The organism is Mucilaginibacter sp. P4_A11, from assembly GCF_056402535.1.
In genome coordinates this window covers 118709-141772 of sequence record NZ_JBFUHE010000005.1, presented here as the reverse complement: position 1 = coordinate 141772, position 23064 = coordinate 118709, and the positions used below count along the sequence as shown (strand labels likewise).

Here is a 23064-nt window from a genome sequence, read left to right as displayed (position 1 = left end):
TAATGGAACTTACTGACCGGGAAATACATTTAAGCAAAGATCTTTTTGGCAACGACTTTGAATGGGGCGTTTCGACTGCTGCTTTTCAGATTGAAGGATCACACGACGCCGATGGAAAAGGATTGTCTGTTTGGGACACCTTTACCGCCAAAAAGGGCAAGATCCTGAACGGCGATCACGCACAAACTGCTTGTGATTTTTATAACCTTTATGAGCGCGACATCGACCTCATCAAAGAACTTCATATTCCCAATTTTCGCTTCTCCATATCCTGGACCCGTATATTGCCCGAAGGTACTGGCAAAATCAACCAGGCAGGCATCGATTATTATAACCGTGTAATTAATTATTGCATTAAACAAGGCGTGGAACCATGGTTAACTGTTTATCATTGGGATTTGCCTCATGTGCTTGAAGTTAAAGGCGGCTGGACAAATCGCGATGCAATAAGCTGGTTTAGCGAGTTTATCACTATTTGCGCTCAGAATTTTGGTGACAGGGTAAAGCACTGGATGGTAATGAATGAGCCTGTTGTGTTTACAGGCGCAGGGTATTTCTTCGGCATTCATGCACCGGGCCGTAGCGGTATGAAAAATTTTGTTCCCGCCATTCATCACGTTACCATGAGTATTGCCGAAGGTGGAAGGATCTTGCGGAAATTATTGCCATCAACAGCACAAATCGGTACAACATTTTCTTGCTCGCAAATAGAGCCTTTTTCCAGTAAGCCGAGAGATGTGGCCGCGGCTGTTCGTGCCGATGCTTTGATCAATCGCTTGTATATTGAACCGCTGCTGGGCATGGGGTACCCGATAAATGACCTTCCCGCACTTAAAGATCTCAAAAAGTATTTTTACCCCGGCGACGAGGATAAGCTAAGTTTTGATTTTGACTTCATCGGTATTCAGAATTACACCCGCGAAATTGTAAAATACTCTTTTTTTACGCCCTATATCCACGCCAGCATGGTCAAAGCCGAAAATAGGAGCGTGGATCTCACCGCTATGCGTTGGGAGGTTTATCCGCCTTCTATTTATCATATGATCAAAAAATTTGATGCCTATCCTAACGTTAAAAAGATCATCGTTACCGAAAATGGATCGGCTTTTCCGGATGAGGTTACTGATGGTGAAGTAAATGATCCCAAAAGATTGAAATACCTGAAGGATTACATAAGCCAGGTCTTAACGGCAAAAAACGAAGGCTGCAAAGTTAACGGCTATTTTGTATGGACCCTCACCGATAATTTTGAATGGGCCGAAGGCTATCATCCTCGTTTTGGATTGATCCATGTTGATCATTCTACCCAGCAACGTACGGTTAAAGCTTCAGGTAGATGGTATGCTGAATTTTTAAAATAAGCTGTTAATTTTTAGGCAACGTGAAGTTGAAGGACGTGCCATTTTCGGTATCGCTCTCAAACCAGATGCGACCATCATGATCCTCAATAATTTGCCTGCAGATAGAAAGACCGAGACCAAATGATTTTTCGCCCGAGGTTCCTGGGCGTTTGGCATCTGTGAACATGTTGAATACCTGGTTTTTGAGTTTATCGGGGATCCCAATGCCATGATCCTTAACAGAAACCTGGATCTCGTTTTCCTGTTCAACTGCCATAACTAAAATAGCCGATCCTTCCGGACTGAATTTAATGGCGTTACTAATCAGATTACTGATCACCCGCCATATTTTTTCGCGACTGATATAGAGCTCAAGTGGCGAACTTAATAGGGCAAGATTGATAACCTGTCGTTTTTCAGCAGCCTTAAAGCGCATCAATTCAACGCTATTGTTTAATAAGGAATTAATCTCAACCGACTCTTTGTTCAATACAGCCGAAGCGGATTCGGTGGCTTCCAGTATTTCGTTGATCAGTTCAATGGAGTTAAACGAAGTTTCCCTTATGATGTTTAAAAGCTCTTTTTGCTCCTCGCTGTAATTTTCCTCAGTCATTACGCTTGTAAGCGAAGCAATGCCACCTATTGGGTTACGCAGATCATGTGCTACAGTACGCAGAATACGGTCTTTTTCCTGGTTATTAAGCTTTAAATCGCTGAGAGCGTTTTCCAAATGATGGTTTTGATGGTTTATCTGATCATTAAGATTTCCAAGCGTTTTAATATTCTTTTTTGATTTCTGCCAGTTTAAAAATACCAGTGAAATAATAATAATGAGCATCAGGGCGAAAACAATGGTTACCCTCAGATAAACATGTTGCAATTCATTGTTTTTCTTCAGGTTGTTAAACTCATTATCTTTTTCAAGGCTTTTAACCTGCTCGGCAACATCAGCCTCTTTCAGTTTTCTGTTTTCACTTGTTATAGTATCCTTAAGCTCATCATATTGTTTATAATGCATCATGGCCTGCTGGTGATCATTTTGTTTCTCAAAGTAGTTTGACATTAATAAGTGCCAGTCCTGCCTTGTTTCAGGGCTTTTAACGCTGTCAAACTGGAGCCTGATAACATCCAGAAGGTTTATTAAAGAATCATTGGCATTCTGCCTGTCGTATATCGATGCAAGTTTCAATTCGGAGTATTGCGCATCATTATTATCGTTTCCTTTACGCAGATTGATAGCTATACTTTTTTTGAGCAGATTTTTGGCTTTGTTGTAATCTTTTTGCCTGATACTGATATCAGCCATATTGCCATACACTACTCCTTTAGAAACCTCGCCCATTTGCGGGCGGTCTTTAAATCTTACAGCATTGGTGTTAATGTAATCAAGGGCATTGTTGTAAAAATACATGGCACTATCATTCATCAGCATTTTACTGTAGCTTAAACCTATATTGTTTAACAACTCCTGCCTGCGGTAAAAATAGTTGAAGCTACCCTCGCACGAACTGGTTTCATCAAAGCTTTTCTTAAAATATTCAGCGGCACGGCTGTAATGTTCCTGTTTGTACAGGATCATACCCATGCGGTAGCTATAATCACCCATTGTACAATCGTCAAGATTGTTATTGGCGATTACTTTCCCTTCATAGAAATAGCCATAAGCTTCGTTGTAACGATGATCATCAAACAATACATCACCTTTTGAAAGATGCGCTTGCCCATACTCGCTGGTGAATTTTAGTTTCTTCTCGGGGGTATCGAAAATGTAAAGCATACTATCTGCATATAGCAAAGCCATTTTGCGATCGTTTTTTACATGAGATGCATAGTTATAGATGAAGAAATAGTAATTATACACCTGTTTAAAGCCTAGATCATCTGAACGACGGAAGGCTGAATCAAGATAATCTACAGCTGCCTTATGGCGCCCATTGTCATACATTATGGTAGCAGTATCAACTGCCTTATTATATGCGGAGGAGGAAAGAAAGCCTTTTGGCTGTTGCCGGCATGAACTGATTATCAGCAAAAAACACGCAAAAAACAAACACGTCCGAATATTACCGGATAGCCATATTTGTTTAATGCCTTTGTATGTAAACATCAATATGAAATTATGCCAGGTTTAGAGTTGGTTGTAAAACAAGGGTAAACTATGAAAAATTTCAAAAAGACCATACTGCTTTTGCTAATTTTTTTAATTAATTATTTATAATGAAATTTTTTTGATCTGCATAAAAGCTAAATCCGACTGTTGAGGTAACCGTTATATTATGATGCCTGGGCTGGAAGATAAACGTAGAAACTCGACCCGTTATTTAAGTCGCTTTTTAACCAGATCCTGCCGCTATGTTTTTCAATTATTTGCCGACATATAGAAAGTCCGAGGCCAAATGATTTTTCGCCGTCGGTACCAGGTCTTTTAGCTTCAGTGAACATGTTAAACACCTGTTGTTGTAATTTGTCAGGAATACCTATGCCATAATCTTTCACACATATCTCAACCCCCAGCTGCTTTCGGTTCACGATAACATAAATAACGGCACCTCTGGGGCTAAACTTTATGGCATTACTGATCAGGTTACTGATAACCCTCCATATCTTTTCCCTGTTTATCAATAGCTCGGTAGGGGCTTCCAATAAGCTAAGCATGATATCCTGGTCTTTTTCGGCCGCTTTAAACCGCAGCAGATCGACACTGTTATTAATTAGGCTGTTAATTTCAATCCATTCTTTATTGAAGGCAACGTTAGCAGTATTTGCCGCTTCTAAAATTTCATTGATAAGCTCGAGGGAATTATAAGAGGTTTCCTTAATGAGGTTGATCAGATCTGTTTGCTCCTCATCCATTGCATCCTCAACCATCGCTGCGGATAATGATGCAATGCCCCCAAGCGGATTACGAAGGTCATGGGCAACAGCCCGCAGGATTCTGTCTTTCTCGCGGCTTCCCTGGTTTACCTCTTCAAGGGTGTTTTCCAATTCCGTTTTTTGCTGTTGGATCTGATCGTTAAGCTTCTTTATTGCTACGATATCCCGTTTCGACCTCCTGAGATTACGGAAAACAAGGAAGATAATGATCACTGCCATTACTGAAAAAAGCACAGCAAGAGAGATGTAGATCAATTGTAGCGTATTATGGCCTTTAAGGTTTTCTATCTGATTTTCTTTGTCAAAACTGGCCTGTTGCTGGTTAACATCCGTGCGTTTTAATGAAGATGTTCTTTTTAATGCTGAATCTTTTAACGCTGAATAGTTTTTTAAATACAACAGGCTATTTTGGTAGTCATTTTTCTGCAGATAATAAGCACTCATTAAATTGTTCCAGTTGGTTTCAGCATCATCATTTTTGATGGTATCGAGCTGAGCGCGCAATCTGTTCAGTAATTCAAAAAGCTCGTTTTGTTTATTGGTAATTGAATATAAGCGGGCAAGCTTTATTTCGGTTAATTCGGCATCGCGGTTATCATTACCGGGTTTTAAATTAATGGCGATACTTTTTTTCAGCAGTTCGTTTGCCTCGTTATAATTATGGGTTAACAATGCCAGATCGCCCTGGTTACCGTAAACAACACCCCGGGCAACTTCAAGCAGGTTTGCCCGCTCGGCGAACCTTACGCTGTTTTCATCGATATAAGCAAGTGCTTTATTTAAGTAGAGCTTAGAACTGTCGATATCACCGCTATTTTTATAGCTTTCGCCGATATTACCTAAAAGCTCCTGTCGCTGGTAAAAAGCACGAAAATCATCGGTATATGCATAGCTTTGAACATGACTGATCTTAAAGTAATTAGCAGCCTCCCTAAAATGACCTTGTTTAAACATGATCATGCCCATACGGTAAGTGTATTCGGCAAGTATGGCATCGTTGATAGCATTTTTACCAATAGAATAGCCTTTGTAAAAATACCGGTAGGCCTGGTCATACTTCACCATGTCTGAATAAGCATCTCCGGTGGCAAAATCCGCTTCTGAAGCTAATTTAATGTGTTGGTCAGGCGTAACACTTTCAGCAGCTATGGCCTGCATAGTATCAGCATAAGGCATGGCCTTTTTAGGGTCATGTAATGCTTTTAGATGATAAAGAAAATGGAAAGCGTAAAAACGGAACCTGTCGTTTACAAAAGGGGCTTTTATAGTTTTATAGGCCGAATCAAGATATTCGAGGCCTTTCTGCGGCTGGGATCTTTCACCATTGTATAGGTTTACTGTATCAAATATCGGTTTAAATTGTTCTGAATATTCGCCTGTATCCTTAATGTTGCTTGTGCAGGAATTAAGTAGCAATAGAATACACAGGGCCAGCCAAATTGAATGGTTAGTCAGTAATTTGTTTAAACTAATAGGGCTATCAGGGGTTGCCAACATTAAGCGGTTACGCAACAAATATAATGCTCATAATTATAACGAACAATATTTTTGCGTACGAATAACACGCATGTTACTAAAAGTTAAAGCATATTGATTATCTGCTACTTAAAAGCATCAAGTCCGGTAACATCCATACCGGTAATAAGCAGATGGATATCGTGTGTACCCTCATAGGTTATTACCGATTCAAGGTTCATCATATGCCGCATAATAGGGTATTCGCCGGTAATACCCATGCCGCCAAGCATTTGCCGAGCTTCGCGGGCTATAGTAATAGCTGTTTCAACACTGTTTCGTTTAGCCATTGATATTTGAGCAGGGGTCGCTCTGTTCTCGTTTTTAAGTGTGCCTAAACGCCAAACTAATAACTGCCCTTTGGTAATTTCGGTTATCATTTCGGCCAGTTTTTTTTGTTGAAGCTGAAAACCTGCTATCGGTCTGCCAAACTGCTCACGTTCTTTAGTATAACGGAGGGCGGTATCGTAACAATCCATAGCCGCACCCAGGGCACCCCAGGCAATACCGTAGCGGGCCTGGTTTAAACAACCCAGTGGACCTTTTATGCCGGCTACATTAGGCAGCAGGTTTTCTTTTGGTACTTTAACATGATCAAAAACAAGCTCACCGGTTGCCGATGCCCTTAACGACCATTTGTTATGGGTTGCAGGTGTTGTGAAACCTTCCATGCCGCGCTCAACTATCAGCCCGCGAATTTTACCTTCTTCATCCTTAGCCCAAACAACGGCAATATCAGCAAAAGGAGAGTTGGAGATCCACATTTTGGCACCATTAAGGATATAATGATCGCCTGCTTCTTTAATGTTGGTGGTCATGCCCCCAGGATTTGAGCCATGGTCAGGCTCGGTAAGGCCAAAGCAACCCATTAATTCGCCGCTGGCCAGCTTGGGGAGATATTTTTTTCGTTGTTCTTCACTGCCGTAGGCATAAATAGGGTACATCACCAGTGATCCCTGAACAGATGCTGTTGAACGGATGCCCGAATCGCCGCGTTCCAACTCCTGCATAATAATGCCATATGCGGTATAGTCCAAACCCGCGCCGCCATATTCAACCGGTATAGTTGGGCCAAATGCGCCAATTTCTGCAAGCCCCTTTAACAGCTGTGAAGGGAATTCGGCTTTTTGAGCGTAATCCTCAATAACGGGGCTTAATTCCTTCTTTACCCAATCGCGAACGGATGAGCGGATCAGCTTATGTTCGTCGGTTAGCAACTCATCTAATAAATAATAATCAGGGGCTTCGTACAGATCTGTTTTGGCCATAACATTATAGTTGGTGGGCAAATATAAAGCATTTATTACCGGTAAAAGCAAGCCAAAAACGCTGTTTTTTTATATGTGAGGCCACTTTATTACAAAAAGTAGGTTTAAACGGTTTAAAGCATGTTTTTGGCTGAAAAATATTTTTTGATGCATTGAAGATTAGGCGAAATACAAATATCTTGAAAAGTCTTTATGCTAAGGATGAGATTTAGATAGGGCTTTTTTTTACTTTTGAACATGATCAATATAGCCTTGCAAGGCGCGGAGTTTTTCGCGTACCACGGATTTTATCCCGAAGAACAAAAAATAGGTTGCCGCTTTTTAGTTGATGTAAATGTAGGTTTTGTACCTCCCGGAGATCTGCTGGAAGATAACCTCAATAAAACAGTTGATTATGAACGTGTGTATATCATAGCCTGTGAAGAGATGAAACATCCGCGCAAACTGATAGAAACCGTTGGTCAGTCAATTATTGACCGTATTAAAAAGAAATATGCATTTTTGGAAAGCATTGAGGTTACTATTAAGAAACTTACCCCGCCATTGAGCGGTAAAGTGGCCCATTCGGCTGTTATTATTAACTATAAGAAATCCTGATCATGGAATTCAATAAAATATCGGTTCAAGTATTAGAAGCTATCACCGCGGTTGTTGGTGCTGATAATGTTTTGACGAGCCATGACAGCCTGGAAAAATATAGTCACGACGAAACCGAAGACCTGGTTTATTATCCGGAAGTTGTAGTCCGTCCGCAAACACCTGAAGAGGTTTCGGCTTTATTAAAGATCTGCAACGAAAACTTTATTCCGGTAACTCCGCGAGGTGCCGGTACGGGTTTAAGTGGTGGCGCTTTGCCTATTAAGGGTGGCTTGCTGATAGCGATGGAGCGTTTTAATAAAGTGCTTGCGATAGATGAGCAAAACTTGCAGGCCACTGTTGAGCCAGGCGTGATAACCGAAGAGTTTATGAACGCGGTGGCTGAAAAAGGGTTGCTATATCCTGTCGATCCAGCCAGTAAGGGTAGTTGCTTTATTGGGGGTAATGTATCACATGGTTCGGGAGGGCCAAGGGTTGTTAAATATGGAACGATACGAGAGTATGTGTTAAATCTCCAGGTAGTTTTAACCTCGGGCGAGATTATATGGACAGGTGCAAACACCCTTAAGTATGCATCGGGCTATAATTTGACCCAATTGATGATCGGTTCGGAAGGTACGCTTGGTATTGTTACCAAAATAGTGGTAAAACTCGTTCCAGCGCCAACACGGGATGCTTTACTCCTCGCTTCATTCCCCAGCAATGAAATGGCCTGCGCGGCTGTTTCTGCTATATTCAGGGCCGGGATTATTCCATCCGCACTGGAGTTTATGGAACGGAGAGGGGTAGAGTGGGTTAAGGAGCATGATGATATTGCTTTTGATTTGCAGGATGGTATTGAAGCTTTCCTGTTGATTGAGGTTGACGGAACTAACCAGGATGTAATATTTGCCGATTGCGAAAAGATAAATACTGTACTTGAAGCGTTTGATTGCCGCGATGTATTGTTTGCTGACTCTACTGCTCAAAAAGAAGAGCTTTGGCGTTTAAGGCGCACCATGGCGGTATCCGTAAAATCAAACTCGATTTACAAAGAGGAAGATACCGTTGTGCCGCGCGCCGCCTTACCTCAATTGATTAAAGGAATAAAAGAAACCGGGGCTAAATACGGCTTTGAGTCGGTTTGTTATGGCCATGCCGGGGATGGTAACCTGCATGTCAATATCATCAAAGCCAATATGAGTGATGAAGACTGGAATAACAAGCTGAAATTTGGCATCCAGGAAATATTTGAATTGACAGTATCGCTTGGTGGTACGTTATCGGGAGAACACGGCATTGGCCTCGTGCAAAAGGAATTTATGCCGATAAAATATTCGGATGTACATTTTGCATTGTGGAAGGGGATAAAACAAGTGTTTGATCCCAAAGGGATATTGAATCCGGGGAAGATATTTTAGTTAAAAATACAAATCGCCATTGCGAGGAACGAAGCAATCGCTAACTATACAGCGCGGCTCTGTTAATCAGCTTCGTTCCTCTCAATGACGATTTAAGAATCACATCTACAAATCAATTCGTATTCAAAATCAGCCTCGGCTCATCATAATTGATCATCCTATGCCTTTCGGGTGTGGGAATAGATACAGATTTATTAGCCGAATAATCATAGCTGATGCAAACGGTTTTGCCGGTTGTTACAATTTCTTCACCGTTGGGGGTTGTCTTCACCAATACATGCATCATATCAAAGCTGCTGTTACCTATACGGATGGTGCGTACATAACAGGCAATATTATCCTGAACGGTAATGGGTTTCAGATAGTTGATCTCTGACCGGCCCAGGATAATGCCGGTATTGCTCCAGTCCCAATTGATGATTTCTTTCCAGTAGCCGATCCGGGCTATCTCAAAATAAGTTAAATATACTGCGTTATTTACGTGTCCAAATGAATCGATATCCGAAAAACGGATAGGGATAGGGGTTCTATATTTGTAATCAGCAAGTTTTTCAGCCATTTTCAGTCATTTTGTCTGCCTAAAGTATTTATTGATGACTTTTTGTCGCTTGTTTTAGGCGTTTTTGCTGTTGGTACAGCAGTTGATCAATAGGTTACGAAGTTAACAAAAAACAAAACTTTAGGAGGATATAAAAATGACATTAGTAAAATTTAACAACGGCCTTAAAAATACTTCAGCTAACCCATTCTTTAGCGATGTGTTTGATTCACTGATCAATGATTCGTTTATAAGCGATAAATTAATTGCCCGTGTACCTGCCGTAAACATTGCAGAAACCGAAAACGAATTTCATGTTGAACTGGCTGTACCTGGTTTAAAGAAAGAAGATTTCAAGATCAATCTTGACAAAAATGTATTAAGCGTATCTGCCGAAAAGAAAGCCGAAAATGTTGAAGAAGGTAAAAAATTCAGCAAACGCGAGTATAGCTACAATTCATTTGTAAGGTCGTTCACACTACCTGAAAGTGCCGATCAGTCAAAAATCGCTGCCGATTATGTTGATGGTATTTTGAGACTAACAATAGCAAAAAAAGAAGAAGCTAAATTTCAAACAAGAGAAATAGCTGTAAAATAATTAAAGACTGTTTTCATAAAGTAGTTAGTTTGGTTTGAAGGCCGCCCTGTTTGGGGCGGTCTTTTTTTATGCACTTAACCAAGCTATGGTTGTAAAATAAATCTATCCGCATTTTAATTAATACTAAAAATATTAGTATTTTTGATTTAATATGGATGTGGAAAGGATAACGGAAAAGCTCAATATACTGGCGGATGCGGCCAAATATGATGTATCGTGCGCATCGAGCGGGAGCAACAGGAAAAATAAGAACAAAGGTTTGGGGAATGCCAGCAATGGCATTTGTCATAGCTATACGGAAGATGGGCGATGTGTTTCGTTGTTGAAGATTCTGCTTACCAATCATTGCATTTTTGATTGCGCTTATTGCGTATCGCGAAAAAATAACGACATCAAGCGGGCTGCCTTTACGGTACAGGAAGTGGTTGACCTTACCATTAACTTTTATCGCCGCAATTATATCGAGGGTTTGTTTTTAAGCTCGGGCATTTTTAAAGATGCCGATTATACCATGGAGCGCCTGGTGCGTGTAGCTAAAAAGTTGCGGATAGAGCATAATTTCAATGGGTATATCCATCTGAAATCTATCCCCGGGGCAAGTGCAGAACTGATGCGGGAAGCCGGTTTATATGCCGACAGGCTTAGTGTGAACTTAGAAATGCCTACCGAAGCCGGGCTGAAGCTGCTGGCACCGGATAAAAACCGGCAGGACATGATAGATCCAATGCATTTTCTGAAAAATGAGATCATCAAGAATACGGAAGAAAAAAAGCTTTTCAAAAACGTACCTATGTTTGCGCCCGCCGGGCAAAGTACACAGGTAATTGTTGGTGCTACGCCCGAAAGTGATCAGCAGGTGCTTCAATCCGCCAATTATTTTTATAAAAATTTCAATTTAAAACGGGTTTACTATTCTGGCTATGTTCCTGTACTTGCCGATCAACGCCTGCCAGCCTTGAATACCGCTGTACCACTGGTACGCGAAAATCGCCTTTACCAGGCCGACTGGCTCATGCGTTTTTATGGTTTTCATGTAAATGAGATCGTTAATAATCAAAACCCTTTGCTTGATCTGGATATCGACCCAAAATTAAGCTGGGCTATCCGCAATATGCAGGCTTTTCCTATTGATATAAATAAGGCAGATCTGCAATTGATCCTCCGGGTGCCGGGTATTGGTTTATTATCGGCACAAAAAATTGTAGCAGCCCGCAAGTTTGCCAAACTGGGTTGGGATCAACTAAAAAAAATAGGAGTGGCCGTTAACAGGGCTCGATATTTTGTAACCTGCAAAAGCAATGAATTTGAACGGCGTGACTTAACCGGGCAAAACATAAAACAATTTATCATGGCCCAATCGCAAAGTAAATACGTCAGGAATACACAAACCCAACTTAACCTGTTTTAACAATGAATACACTGGTTTACGACGGAACGTTTGAGGGGCTGCTTACCGCTGTGTTTGAGATTTATGAGCGTAAACTGTACCCTGTAAAGTTATTAAAAGGGGAGTGGCGCAATAGCGCCCTTTTTGAAGAGGTAATTCCTATTGTTACCGATGAGGCCCGCGCCAACCGGGTACTAAGCGGATTGCGTAAAAAGCTTTCGGCGGCTGGAGTACAGCGCCTTTACATCAGCCACATGGCTGAAATTGCCGGTGAGGATTGTAATGTGCTTGGATTTATTCGTTATGTTTTTGACAGCGAGCAAAATATAGAGGAAGATTATAGCAACAGGTATGTGATGCGCCTGTCGGAGATTTTGAAAATGGTTAGGCGCGAAAAGCACAGGATGGAAGCCTTTGTCCGTTTTCAAAAACTGAATGATGGTACGTTTTATGCAGTCATCGAACCTGATTTTAATGTACTACCGTTATTGATCAAACATTTCAAAAGTAGATATGCTGATCAAAAATGGATGATCTATGATATTAAAAGAGGTTATGGCATATATTACGACCTTCACGATACTCAATTTATAGAAATGGATTTTGATGAGTTAAATAAACCAGTTGACGTAATTGCTGCTTATAGTGAGGACGAGAGTATTTATCAAAACCTTTGGAAAAACTATTTTGACAGCGTAAACATTGCTTCACGTAAAAATACCAAGCTCCATATACGCCATATTCCCAAGCGATATTGGCGGCATTTAACAGAGAAAATTTAACGTTTTTGAGATTTTACGCATTTTTTTATTTTTAAGAGCGAGCAGTTTTCACGTTGTTTGTTAATATAGAGCAATGTTAATAATGATGGCTGTAATTCAATGAATTAGGACTATTCGTACTTGAAATGGCTTGAAAATCAATGTTGATAAGTGCGGGATTATTGTTAATAACCTGTTAATAAAAACAATCAAAAATATTTGCCAAATCATGATAATGTCCCGATATTGAAATCATCAAGAACGACGTACTTTGACAACCTTTCAGGAAAACAGAAATTGAATCGGGTGAACCTTCGGGGGAACTAAAGATCGAAAGAAGTCCCTGAGTCGCATGAAAAACGAAGAAGGCGAAAGTCTTTTGAAAAAAGAAAGTGATTAAAGGAGGTGCCGGAATTAAGAAGAAGAACTCTACGGAGGGAAACAACAGAAACCGGAGATATTGAGAATAGTCGACCGCTCGTGAGAGCAACTGACGAAGATCATGTCGGTTAAGGATACACAAAACTTGATGCTGTTGGGCAACTACGGTTAAGCAACAGTTTGGAAACGGGAGTTCAAATCGCAAGAGATGACTCCCGTTTTCGCTTTTACAGGTTTTTTGTTTGGGGAGAAATTTTTCTTCAAACCTTAAAATCGTTATTTTAGGCGGATATGAAGGACGGCCAGCGTAACCAGAAGAAAATATTTGTTTTAGATACTTCTGTGATCCTGTATGATCACAACGCATTTCAAAACTTTCAGGAGCACGATGTAGCCATACCCATCCAGGTATTGGAGGAGCTTGACAATAAAAAGAACGGTAATGATACCCGCAACTTCGAAGCCCGGAGCTTTATCCGGCTTATGGATGAATTATCGCACAATGGGCTGATCAATGAATGGATCCCGCTTAACGGCAAAACTAAAGGCAGCTTTAAAGTTGCCATGGACACTAAAACTACAGGACTGGATGCCGAGCAGATTTTTGGTTCTGATAAAACAGATCACCGCATCTTGAACGCAGCCCTCGGCTTGCAGGAAGAAAATCCGGGCAAAAAGGTAGTGTTGGTATCAAAAGACATCTGCCTTCGCCTCAAAGCAAAAGCCCTCAACCTGCACGCTGAAGACTATGAAACAGGTAAGATCAAAAACCTGGAAGAGCTTTATACAGGCAAAACAGATATAGATAAGGTCACCGAAAAATTTATTACCCACCTTAATAAAAACGAGAATGTACCGGCCGAAAATTTAAAGATCGCGTCCTATACCAATAATCATTTCTATGTATTAAAAGGTAAAAAGGGCGATACAGTAGGTTTTTATAATTCGCAAAGTAAACAGCTTGAAAAAGTTACCGAGCAGCCAGTGCTTAATATTTTTCCGCGCAACATGGAGCAGTCGTTTGCCATCCATGCCTTATTGCATCCTGATATTAAGCTCGTAACCATACAAGGCAACGCAGGCACGGGTAAAACACTATTAGCACTCGCAAGTGCCCTTGAACAGCGTAAATACTACCGCCAGATCTTTGTTACCCGCCCTATAGTGCCTTTGAGTAATAAAGACATCGGCTTTTTGCCCGGTGATATTAAATCAAAGATAGATCCGTATATGGCCCCGATATGGGATAACCTGAAATTCATAAAAGATCAGTTTGGTGATGACGAAAAAATGCAGGCAAAAATTGATGAGCTGGTCAATAACGACAAGATCTCGATAGCGCCGCTGGCCTTTATCCGCGGGCGTACGCTCAGCAAGATCTTCTTTATTGTAGATGAAGCGCAAAACCTAACCCCCCACGAAGTAAAAACCATCATATCAAGGGCAGGTGAAAATAGCAAATTTGTATTTACCGGTGATATTTACCAGATAGATACCCCATATCTTGATGCAGAAAGTAACGGACTGTCGTACTTAATAGATAAAGCAAAAGGACATCCGCTTTACGCACACATCACGCTGCAAAAAGGGGAAAGGAGTGAGCTGGCTAATCTGGCTACGGAGTTGCTGTAATTATACTTTTTTGTTTTAGGTATACCGGAGTGTTTACCTTTTAAAAAAGCCAATTCCAAGCATGATGAACGCAGTAAACATTTCGGGCGAGAGTTTTACGCGCATCAGTTCAAGCGCGCGTTGTTTTTGCTTTTTTACTGTATTTACCGACATATCAAGCTCATCAGCAATTTCCTGGTTCTTTTTGCCATCAAAATACCCCATGATGGATATAGCGCGATGACTTTCGGGCAGGGAATGTAATGCAGCGTGAATTTCGGCTACCGCTTCTGCAGTGATAATGGCTTCAATTATGGGTGGTTCTTCAGGCTCGGTATTGCCTAAATATCCTATATAGGCTTCAACAACTTTGCCATGCCTTATCGTATTTAAGCTTGCATTGCGAACGGTGCTGTACAGGAAATTTTTTATCGCGGTCTTGTCCTGCATTACGGCTTCGCGCTGGTTCCAGTATTTGATGAATGCGTCCTGTACAATATCTTCGGCTTGGTCTTTATCTTTAATAAGCTGGAGGGAGAAGTATACCAGCCGGTCGTAATATTCTTTGAAGAGAACATCCAGATCAACATTTTCTGCTGAAGTGGTAGCGTTATTTTTTTGCCCAAAAATTCCCTTTACAATACTCATTTATTTTTCTGGCAGAAATAAAACCTGAACCCAACGAAACAGCACCATTTGTGCCGATAAAAACCTGATCCAAAGTTGGATTTTACGTGTTTAATTTAGGTTAAATTGGCGTTAATAAATGAGATTTTAATGGTAACTTTTCAGTTGCAGAACAACAGTGAAAATTGAATTATAGGTTTTTAGCTTCTGACCAAAGATGTTGACTTTCAAACGTAAAAGCCCTTATACCAATATAGGCATAAGGGCTTTTATAATTTGATGCTATGTTAACTTATTGCTTCGGCTTGCCATCGGCATCAAGTTCAACAATAGGGTACCCCAGTTTTTGTAAGCCGGGATAGATCCTTGCCTTATCGCCAACAACCAGAATGATCATGTTATCGGGATTAAGGTATTTTGAAGCCAGGCTATTGATCTCGGCAGGAGTGATAGTCGATAAGATCTTGTTTTGCTCGTCAACAAAAGTGGGCTTAAGACCATACTCCTGGATTCGTGATAAAAATGCCGCTTTTTGTGCATTGGTTTCATAACGGCGTGCATCACTTTGGCCAATGGAAGTTTGAGTGAATTTCAATTCCTCCGGAGTGATGCCGGTTTTTTGATAATTGGTGATCTCTTTCATAAATTCAACTACAGAGCTGTCGGTAGCGGTAGCTAATACACCTGCAGAGGCAGTAAAGTCGCCACCATATTTGCCCGAGCTGAAAGTTGAACGTGCACCGTAAGTCCAGCCTTTTTTCTCTCTTAAATTGAGGTTGATGTGGCTGTTGAACGCGCCGCCTAAAATGTAGTTGCCAATGTTCAGTTTATAATAATCGCCGGTTACATCATAGTTCAGCTTATCTAAATAGCCAATACGGATCTCGGATTGAGCCGCACCCGGGATATCAACAAGGTACAATGTGGTTTTATCAAATGATTTACCTTCAACAGGAGCAGGGATAGTTACTTTTTTATCTTTCCAGGTATTAAGGAAAGAAAGCGCACTTTTTGCTGAAGCCTCATTAAGATCGCCAACCACCACAATTTTAGTTACCGATGGTGCAAAGTTGCTGTCATAGTAATCCTGAACATCCTGTAACGTAATACCCGCTACGGTTTCTTCGTTGCCGCCCGCTGCATAAGTGCGTACGTTGTCTGTTCCGTAAAGTATTTTGTTGTAAACAGTTGATGCTACACCGGCGGGCTGGGTTTTAGCTTGTTTAAAACCTTCAAGGGTTTGTTTCTTGATCCTGTCGAGTGCGTCCTGGGTAAATTTAGGATGGTACAATCTCTCTTCAAGGAGCGACATCGTTTTGGTCAGGTTTTTTGTAAGAGATGATACCTCAACAGAGATCTCATCAAAACTTGCAAAAATGTTTATGCTGCTGCCCAGTTTATCCAATTCGGACGTAAACTGTTCGCTGGTATGATTTTGAGTATCCTCATTCAGCATGCGGCCTACTATGCCAGCCACACCGGCTTTAGCAGGATTGTTAATAGCAAATAAACCACCACCTTTTACCGACATAGAAATAGATACGGCAGGTATTTCACTGTTTTGCGTGCCAATGATATTGATACCATTAGGCGTATTGGTTGACCAGATAGCAGGAACTTTGATAGCCGGGTTAGGGCCTACGCCGGGTTTTACAGCACGGTCAAAATTGTCTTTGGGTTTGTGATAGGTTAAGCCATTGTAGCCATAATCGGGCGCTTTGTAGCCAGTGGTATCAACAGTGAAATTATCAGGCGCAACAGGCTGCAGGTTACCATCTTTAGGTAGTACGCTTAATATTACGGCAGGCTTACCTTTAATGTATTGGTTATAAACGCGCATCACATCCTCTTTGGTAACTGCACGGATGGCATCCAGTTCGCGGCCGATCTGGTTAGGATTGCCGGTAAAGGTTTGTGCCTGTGCCAGTTCGGATACTTTACCGCTCACGCTCGATAAGCTGTTGATGTAATCGGCTTCTGAACTTGCTTTGAAACGAGCCAAATCATCGTCGCTTACACCTTTTTTCTCAAACTCGGCTAATGATTCATCCACCAGTTTCTTGGCATCAGCCAAAGTTTGACCCGGGAAAGGCACAACCCGCATACTGATCTCTCCGGCCAGCTCTGTATTTGATGAACCCATAGTGGCTTGTGCTGCCTTGCGGGTTTTTACAAAGTTTTTATAAAAGATAGAATTGCGGCCCTGACCAATGATAGCTGATAAAGCATCAAGTGGCGACATATCCTTATCATAGATCTTAACTCCCGGATAGCTTATCGACAATAACGGGAATTTGGCATAGTTGTCCGTGTAAGATACATACCTGTCGGCCTTTAATACTGGTGCTGGTAGCGACATGTTTTTTACAACTGGGCCTCTTGGGATGCTGCCAAAATATTTGCTTACCCACGCCAGCGTTTGCTTAGCGTTAAGATCGCCACCAATGGTAAGTGTAGCGTTGTTAGGACCGTACCATCTCAGGAAAAAGTTTTTAAGATCATTTACACCTACTTTATTCAGCTCTTCAATGTAGCCGATAGTAAGCCATGAACAGGGGTGGCCGTATGGGTAAAGCGTTTTTGAAGCGTATTGCCCAGCTAAACCATACGGACGGTTATCGTAGTTTTGCCCGCGTTCGTTTTTTACGGTTGCGCGCTGTACTTCAAATTTTTTCTGAGTAACCGCATCAAGCAGAAAACCCATCCTATCCGACTCCAGCCACAACATTTTTTCCAGTTGATTGGCAGGCACAGTTTCATAGTAATTGGTACGGTCGCGGTTGGTTGAGCCGTTCAGGGTACCGCCGGCTTCAGTAATGATTTTAAAATGATCACCATTTTCTACATGGTCTGAGCCCTGGAACATCATGTGTTCAAAGAAATGCGCGAAACCCGATTTACCTATCTCCTCACGGGCCGAACCTACGTGATAGGTGATATCTACGTGAACCAGCGGATCGGAATGATCCTCGGCCAAAATAACTGTAAGTCCATTAGGGAGTACGTACTTTTCGTAGGGGATCACCAGCTCGCTTCCCTTACGGGTAACCTTTTCAATAAGTTTGGGCTGTGTGCCTGTTTGCGCAGCGGCGTTAAGCGCCATTACAGCAATTGATGGGGTGATCAATGCATGCTTTAAAAGTTTGATCATTTGTGTTAATTAGTTTAAGTAATGAGTCAGTCAACTGGTGCTTCATTCAGTAAGCACCGAAAGTTACTATATTAAGCAATTTATCCTGCTGGTTAATATTGTTGCAATGTAATTTGATTTTTGTAACGAATTTGTGACTGATGATTAAAAAACGTCATTGCGAGGTACGAAGCAATCGCGAACTACACAGAGCAGCTCTGTTTATAGGGGCTTATTAATAATTATAATTGTTTTTTATAGGTATTAATAAGCCTCCGGTCGGTTGTCTTCGTACCTCGCAATGACGACTTTAATTTAAAAGCTTTGATTGAACAACTGCTTATCTCCAGCCGCCGCCTACGGCTTGGTACAAATTAACCGAACTTAAAAATATATTACGTTTAATCCCGGCAAGCTCAAGCTCGGCATCAAGTACGCTGCGCTGGGCCGTGATGATTTCGAGGTAATTAGCCCGCCCAACAAGGTATAAGTCATTAGCTACGGATAAGGCGTTGTTGAGCGATTGCAGTTCCTGTTGTTTAAATTCAAAAGCATGATTGAAATTCTCTATCCCGCTCAAATTATTTTTTACTTCCTGGAAACCAGAGAGGATACTTTTTTGATAGTTGTACACCGCTATTTTCTGCTCTGCTATAGTACGTTCATATTCGGCCTTGATAGCTTTGCGGTTAAAGATGGGGGCAGTAATGCCTCCTAAAATACCATAAGTAAACGAAGCCGGATCAAATAAAAGGTTTGCCCTGAAGCTGTTGTAACCTACGTACGGGGTTAAAGTTAAAGTTGGAAAGAAGTTTGCCCTTGCTGCTTTAATGTCGGCATTCATGGCGGTAAGTTCCAATTCAGCGCCACGGATGTCAGGCCGATTCAACAACATTTGTGAGGGGACACCTGTACCAACCACCACAGGTAGCTTGGTTTTCATGATAGAAGTATCCCGTGTTATGGTACCCAAATAGCTTCCGGTTAAAAAATGAAGCTGATTTTCAGTTTCGGTAATTTGCTGACGGGTAGTGTACGCTAAGCCTTTGGTACGCGCTAACTGGGCTTCAAACTGCTGTACGGCCAGCTCGGTGGCACGACCGCCAAGCTTCTGAATTTTAACTATCTCCAATGCATGCTCCTGAAGCTTGATGTTCTTTTTAATGATGCCTGATTCGGTATCATAAGCCAGTAACTGGTAATAGAGCCCGGCAATTTGGGCTGTGAGAGCGGTAGTTACCAAACGGTAGCCGCTTTGGCTGGCCAGGAAGCGGGCAAATGCAGCTTTTTTCTGGTTGTTTAGCTTGCCCCACAAATCAACTTCCCATGAACTTTGAAAACCCAGGAAATAATTAGGCACCGGGTTAGGAATATGCTGATCGCTGTTAATGTTGTTTGAAAAATTGGTATCGTAATTACCTACGCCGTTTTGTGTGTAGTCACCATACTTTTCGACTCCTGCGTTAGCAGCAAGATTTATGGTTGGCAGCAGCTTTGACGTGTTGAACCGTAAATTGGCCCTGGCTGCCTCAACCCTTTGCAGGGCGCTCAGCAGATCAGGATTTGCTTTAAGTGCTGTATCGATCAGGTTAACGAGCCTTTGATCGGCAAAGAACTGGCTTATAGGTAGGGCGGCGATAGTTGTGGTATCTGTGCTATTATTAAATGTTGACGGCAGATTGGCGGCCACATCCTGGCCCGCGACCGGCTTGTAACTTTTACAGCCGGCCATAACTACCATCAAAAGAGCCGTATTAAGTATATAGAAAATTGCTTTTTTTAGCATTGTTGATCTTGATTAATTATTAACGATATCCAGTTCATGATGAACCGCCTCTTCTGTGGGCTTTTTCTTTTTGTTCCGCTCGGCCAATCCCGCAAAGATTACATACAGTCCTGGAATTAGTACCAGTCCGAATATGGTGCCCATTAACATACCTCCGGCGGCGGCAGTGCCAATAGAGCGGTTCCCCATAGCGCCAGCACCGCTGGCTACGCAAAGCGGGATCAAGCCTGCAATGAATGCCAACGATGTCATGAGGATCGGCCGTAACCGGGAAACTGCGCCTTCAATAGCCGCTTTTACAATGCTGAGGCCGTCTTTTTGCCGTTGGATAGCAAACTCTACTATGAGGATGGCGTTTTTGCCCAACAAGCCAATAAGCATTACCAATGCAACTTGCGCATAAATATTGTTTTCGAGCCCTGTGATCTTTAAAAAGAAGAATGCACCGAAAATACCGGTAGGCAGTGAAAGGATAACTGAAAGTGGTAATAGGAAACTTTCATACTGGGCGGCCAGCAACAGGTAAACAAATATCAAACAGATCACAAAAATATAAATGGCCTGGTTTCCCGACAGGATTTGCTCGCGGGTCATACCCGACCATTCAAAGGCATAACCTTTGGGTAGTTTTTCGGCAGCGATACGTTCAATTGCCTTAATGGCGTCGCCGCTGCTAAAACCTTTATCAGCATCGCCAGTAACCATGGCCGATGTATACATATTATACCGGGTAAGCTGCTCCGGCCCGAATACCTTTTCCATTTTAATGAATGTGGAGAATGGTACCATTTCGCCTTTATCATTCTTAACCTGTAGGTTTAACACATCTTCAGGGCGCGACCTGTATTCGGGCGAGGCTTGCACCATTACCTTATACATCTGCCCAAATCGGATAAAATTGGATGCGTAAAAGCTGCCCATCAGCGTTTGCAGGGTCGACATGGCTTTGTCAACAGTGATACCCTTTTGCGCCGCCGTTTGCTGATCAACAGAGATCATATACTGCGGAAAGTTAGGGTCAAAACTGGTAAATGCTCCCGCAATCTCGGGCGAAGCATTAAGCGCGTCAACAAAGCTTTTGGTAACCTCTGCGGCTTTTTGCAGATCGCCCTGGCCACTTTTATCAAGTACACGGATCTCAAAACCGCTGGCATTACCAAAGCCCGGTACAGTAGGCGGAGGAAAGAACTGGATGGAGGCATCACCTATATTCTTTGTTTTTTCAGTCAGCTCGGCAATGATATCATCTAATGATTCGCTGCGCTCGTCCCATGGTTTAAGGTTGATCATGGCCATACCATATGAAGCGCCGGCAATCTCATTCACCAAACTATATCCGGAAAGGGTTGAAACCGATTCGATAGATTTCATCGATTTGGTTTTGGCTTCAATCTCTTTCAATACCTGTTCTGTACGTTCAACGGTCGCGCCTGCAGGGGTGGTCACATTAACGTAAAGCATACCCTGGTCTTCAGTAGGGATAAAACCTGTTGGTAAAATGGCGCTTGTACCCCACGTAAGCACAAAGAAGCCGCCCAGCAATATCAACGTAATGCCCTTACGCGGCGACAGGTAAGTCATGAAGGTAGAATACTTGTTCTGTAACCCATCGTACCTTTTATTAAAGCCACCAAAAAAACGCTGCACCAGGTTTTTCTTTTTAGGCGCGGGATCATGCTTAAGCATAATAGCACAAAGGGCAGGGGTGAGGGTTAACGCGTTAACGCCGGATATCACAATAGAGATAGCCAGCGTAAGCGAAAACTGCCGGTAAAACACACCAACCGGCCCCGACATAAAGGCCACCGGTACAAATACCGCCGACATAACCAGTGTAATAGCCACAATAGCCCCGCTGATCTCGCGCATAGCGCTTACAGTGGCATCCATAGCGTTCATGTGGTTTTCGGTCATTTTTACGTGCACGGCTTCCACTACCACTATCGCGTTATCTACCACAATACCGATAGCTAACACCAATGCAAAGAGTGTGAGCAGGTTGATAGAAAAGCCCAGCATTTGCATAAAAAACAGCGAACCGATGAGGGCTACGGGTACAGCCAAAGCCGGGATCAATGTAGACCGGAAATCCTGCAGGAAAATAAATACTACGATGAAAACCAATATAAAAGCCTCCACCAGCGTACGTAACACTTCATGTATTGACGCATCTAAAAAGCGTGATACGTCATAGTTTACGTTGAAGGTCATCCCGGCAGGGAAGGAGCTTTCCTTGAGCTCGGTCATACGGGTTCTGATGTTATTTATCACCTCGCGGGCATTAGAACCCGGACGCTGTTTTATCATGATTGATGCTGAGGGTTTGCCGTCGGTATTGGATACCATACTGTAGGTTAATGAACCAAATTCAACATCGGCAATTTGTTTCAATCTTAATACCGAACCGTCTTCTTCGGCGCGGATCACAATATTTTCGTATTGCTTGGGCTCAAAAAACTTGCCCGGATAGCGCAATACATATTGCAGCATCTGCGGGGTTTTATCTGAGCTTTGGCCGGTTTTACCTGGTGCAGCTTCAACGTTTTGGGCGCGAATGGCATCTATCACCTCATCGGTTGATACCTTGTAAGCCATCATCCTGTCGGGTTTTAGCCATACACGCATGGAGTATTCCTTAGCGCCCATGATCTCGGCCCTGCCTACACCATCAATTCGTTTAAGCTCCTGTAAAACGTTGATATCGGTAAAGTTATAAATGAATTTTTCGTCCATGCTGGTGTCCTGGCTCATGATATTCAGGTACATCAGCATACTGTTCACTTCTTTTTCGGTAGTAACGCCGGCTTTGATTACCTCTTCCGGCATTTCGTCAATAATTGTGGCTACACGGTTTTGAACGTTCACCGCCGCCTGGTCGGGGTCAATGCCCACATTAAAATAGATCTGGATCACCGTTAAACCGTCATTACTGCAAACGGTAGACATGTAGGTCATGCCTGGTACGCCGTTGATGGCGCGTTCCAGCGGGGTGGCTACGGCTTTGGCACACACCTCGGCATTTGCACCTGTATAGTTGGCGGTTACGGTTACCGATGGCGGTACAATGTCAGGGAACTGGGTAACCGGCAGCGTTATCAACGCCAGCACACCCAGCATGGTAATTATCAATGAGATAACAAGCGACAGCACAGGCCGCTTTATAAAAGTTTCGAACATAGTTTGTTAGGGTAAGTGTACAATAAACCTGTGCCGCACATTTTATGCAGCCGGAAATGGAAACATGTGCAACC

15 protein-coding genes are annotated in these 23064 nt (G+C 42.4%); 7 read left to right on the top strand and 8 right to left on the bottom strand.

Going from position 1 to position 23064, the window contains the following annotated elements; translation table 11 throughout:
- Positions 1-2 precede the first annotated feature (2 nt).
- Complete coding sequence (locus tag AC1DUD_RS11800; protein WP_477374841.1) at positions 3-1361, top strand: GH1 family beta-glucosidase; 1359 nt, start codon at positions 3-5, stop codon at positions 1359-1361.
- Positions 1362-1365: 4 nt separating this feature from the next.
- On the opposite strand, the gene AC1DUD_RS11795 is transcribed toward AC1DUD_RS11800, so the two are convergent.
- From AC1DUD_RS11795 to AC1DUD_RS11785, 3 genes are all read right to left on the bottom strand, one after another.
- Positions 1366-3141, bottom strand: a complete 1776-nt coding sequence (locus AC1DUD_RS11795) for a tetratricopeptide repeat-containing sensor histidine kinase (RefSeq protein ID WP_477374839.1) — start codon at positions 3139-3141, stop codon at positions 1366-1368.
- A 473-nt stretch (positions 3142-3614) separates the two neighbouring features.
- On the bottom strand, positions 3615-5711 hold the full coding sequence (locus AC1DUD_RS11790) for an ATP-binding protein (protein ID WP_477374837.1): 2097 nt from the start codon (positions 5709-5711) through the stop codon (positions 3615-3617).
- Positions 5712-5815: 104 nt separating this feature from the next.
- Positions 5816-6997: an acyl-CoA dehydrogenase family protein gene (locus AC1DUD_RS11785; protein WP_477374835.1), complete on the bottom strand. Its 1182-nt coding sequence runs from the start codon at positions 6995-6997 to the stop codon at positions 5816-5818.
- A 237-nt stretch (positions 6998-7234) separates the two neighbouring features.
- Here AC1DUD_RS11785 and folB point away from each other — a divergent pair, with 237 nt between their 5' ends.
- Positions 7235-7594, top strand: coding sequence for a dihydroneopterin aldolase (gene folB, locus AC1DUD_RS11780; protein WP_477374833.1), 360 nt, complete (start codon positions 7235-7237; stop codon positions 7592-7594).
- Between the two features lie 2 nt (positions 7595-7596).
- Complete coding sequence (locus tag AC1DUD_RS11775; RefSeq protein WP_477374831.1) at positions 7597-8994, top strand: FAD-binding oxidoreductase; 1398 nt, start codon at positions 7597-7599, stop codon at positions 8992-8994.
- Between the two features lie 112 nt (positions 8995-9106).
- Here the strand turns inward: AC1DUD_RS11775 and AC1DUD_RS11770 are convergent, their stop codons facing one another.
- Positions 9107-9553, bottom strand: a complete 447-nt coding sequence (locus AC1DUD_RS11770) for an acyl-CoA thioesterase (RefSeq protein WP_477374829.1) — start codon at positions 9551-9553, stop codon at positions 9107-9109.
- Positions 9554-9689: 136 nt separating this feature from the next.
- Between AC1DUD_RS11770 and AC1DUD_RS11765 the strand changes: the two genes are divergently transcribed.
- The 4 genes from AC1DUD_RS11765 to AC1DUD_RS11750 all read left to right on the top strand — a co-directional run bounded on the left by AC1DUD_RS11765 (position 9690) and on the right by AC1DUD_RS11750 (position 14291).
- Positions 9690-10130 (top strand): Hsp20/alpha crystallin family protein, encoded by a 441-nt coding sequence (locus AC1DUD_RS11765; protein ID WP_477374827.1) that lies wholly within the window; start codon positions 9690-9692, stop codon positions 10128-10130.
- Positions 10131-10281: 151 nt separating this feature from the next.
- The gene (locus AC1DUD_RS11760; RefSeq protein WP_477374825.1) at positions 10282-11538 is read left to right on the top strand and encodes a putative DNA modification/repair radical SAM protein; all 1257 of its coding nucleotides are present in this window, start codon (positions 10282-10284) and stop codon (positions 11536-11538) included.
- Positions 11539-11540: 2 nt separating this feature from the next.
- Positions 11541-12299, top strand: coding sequence for a TIGR03915 family putative DNA repair protein (locus AC1DUD_RS11755; RefSeq protein ID WP_477374823.1), 759 nt, complete (start codon positions 11541-11543; stop codon positions 12297-12299).
- A 651-nt stretch (positions 12300-12950) separates the two neighbouring features.
- Positions 12951-14291 (top strand): PhoH family protein, encoded by a 1341-nt coding sequence (locus AC1DUD_RS11750; RefSeq protein WP_477374821.1) that lies wholly within the window; start codon positions 12951-12953, stop codon positions 14289-14291.
- 33 nt (positions 14292-14324) lie between these two features.
- Here AC1DUD_RS11750 and AC1DUD_RS11745 read toward each other — a convergent pair whose 3' ends face one another.
- The 4 genes from AC1DUD_RS11745 to AC1DUD_RS11730 all read right to left on the bottom strand — a co-directional run bounded on the left by AC1DUD_RS11745 (position 14325) and on the right by AC1DUD_RS11730 (position 22990).
- Positions 14325-14918, bottom strand: coding sequence for an RNA polymerase sigma-70 factor (locus AC1DUD_RS11745; RefSeq protein WP_477374819.1), 594 nt, complete (start codon positions 14916-14918; stop codon positions 14325-14327).
- 271 nt (positions 14919-15189) lie between these two features.
- Positions 15190-18048, bottom strand: a complete 2859-nt coding sequence (locus AC1DUD_RS11740) for a M16 family metallopeptidase (RefSeq protein WP_477374817.1) — start codon at positions 18046-18048, stop codon at positions 15190-15192.
- A 319-nt stretch (positions 18049-18367) separates the two neighbouring features.
- A complete protein-coding gene (locus AC1DUD_RS11735; RefSeq protein ID WP_477374815.1) occupies positions 18368-19813 on the bottom strand; it encodes a TolC family protein in 1446 nt (481 codons plus the stop codon).
- Between the two features lie 12 nt (positions 19814-19825).
- Complete coding sequence (locus AC1DUD_RS11730) at positions 19826-22990, bottom strand: efflux RND transporter permease subunit (protein ID WP_477374813.1); 3165 nt, start codon at positions 22988-22990, stop codon at positions 19826-19828.
- Positions 22991-23064 lie beyond the last annotated feature (74 nt).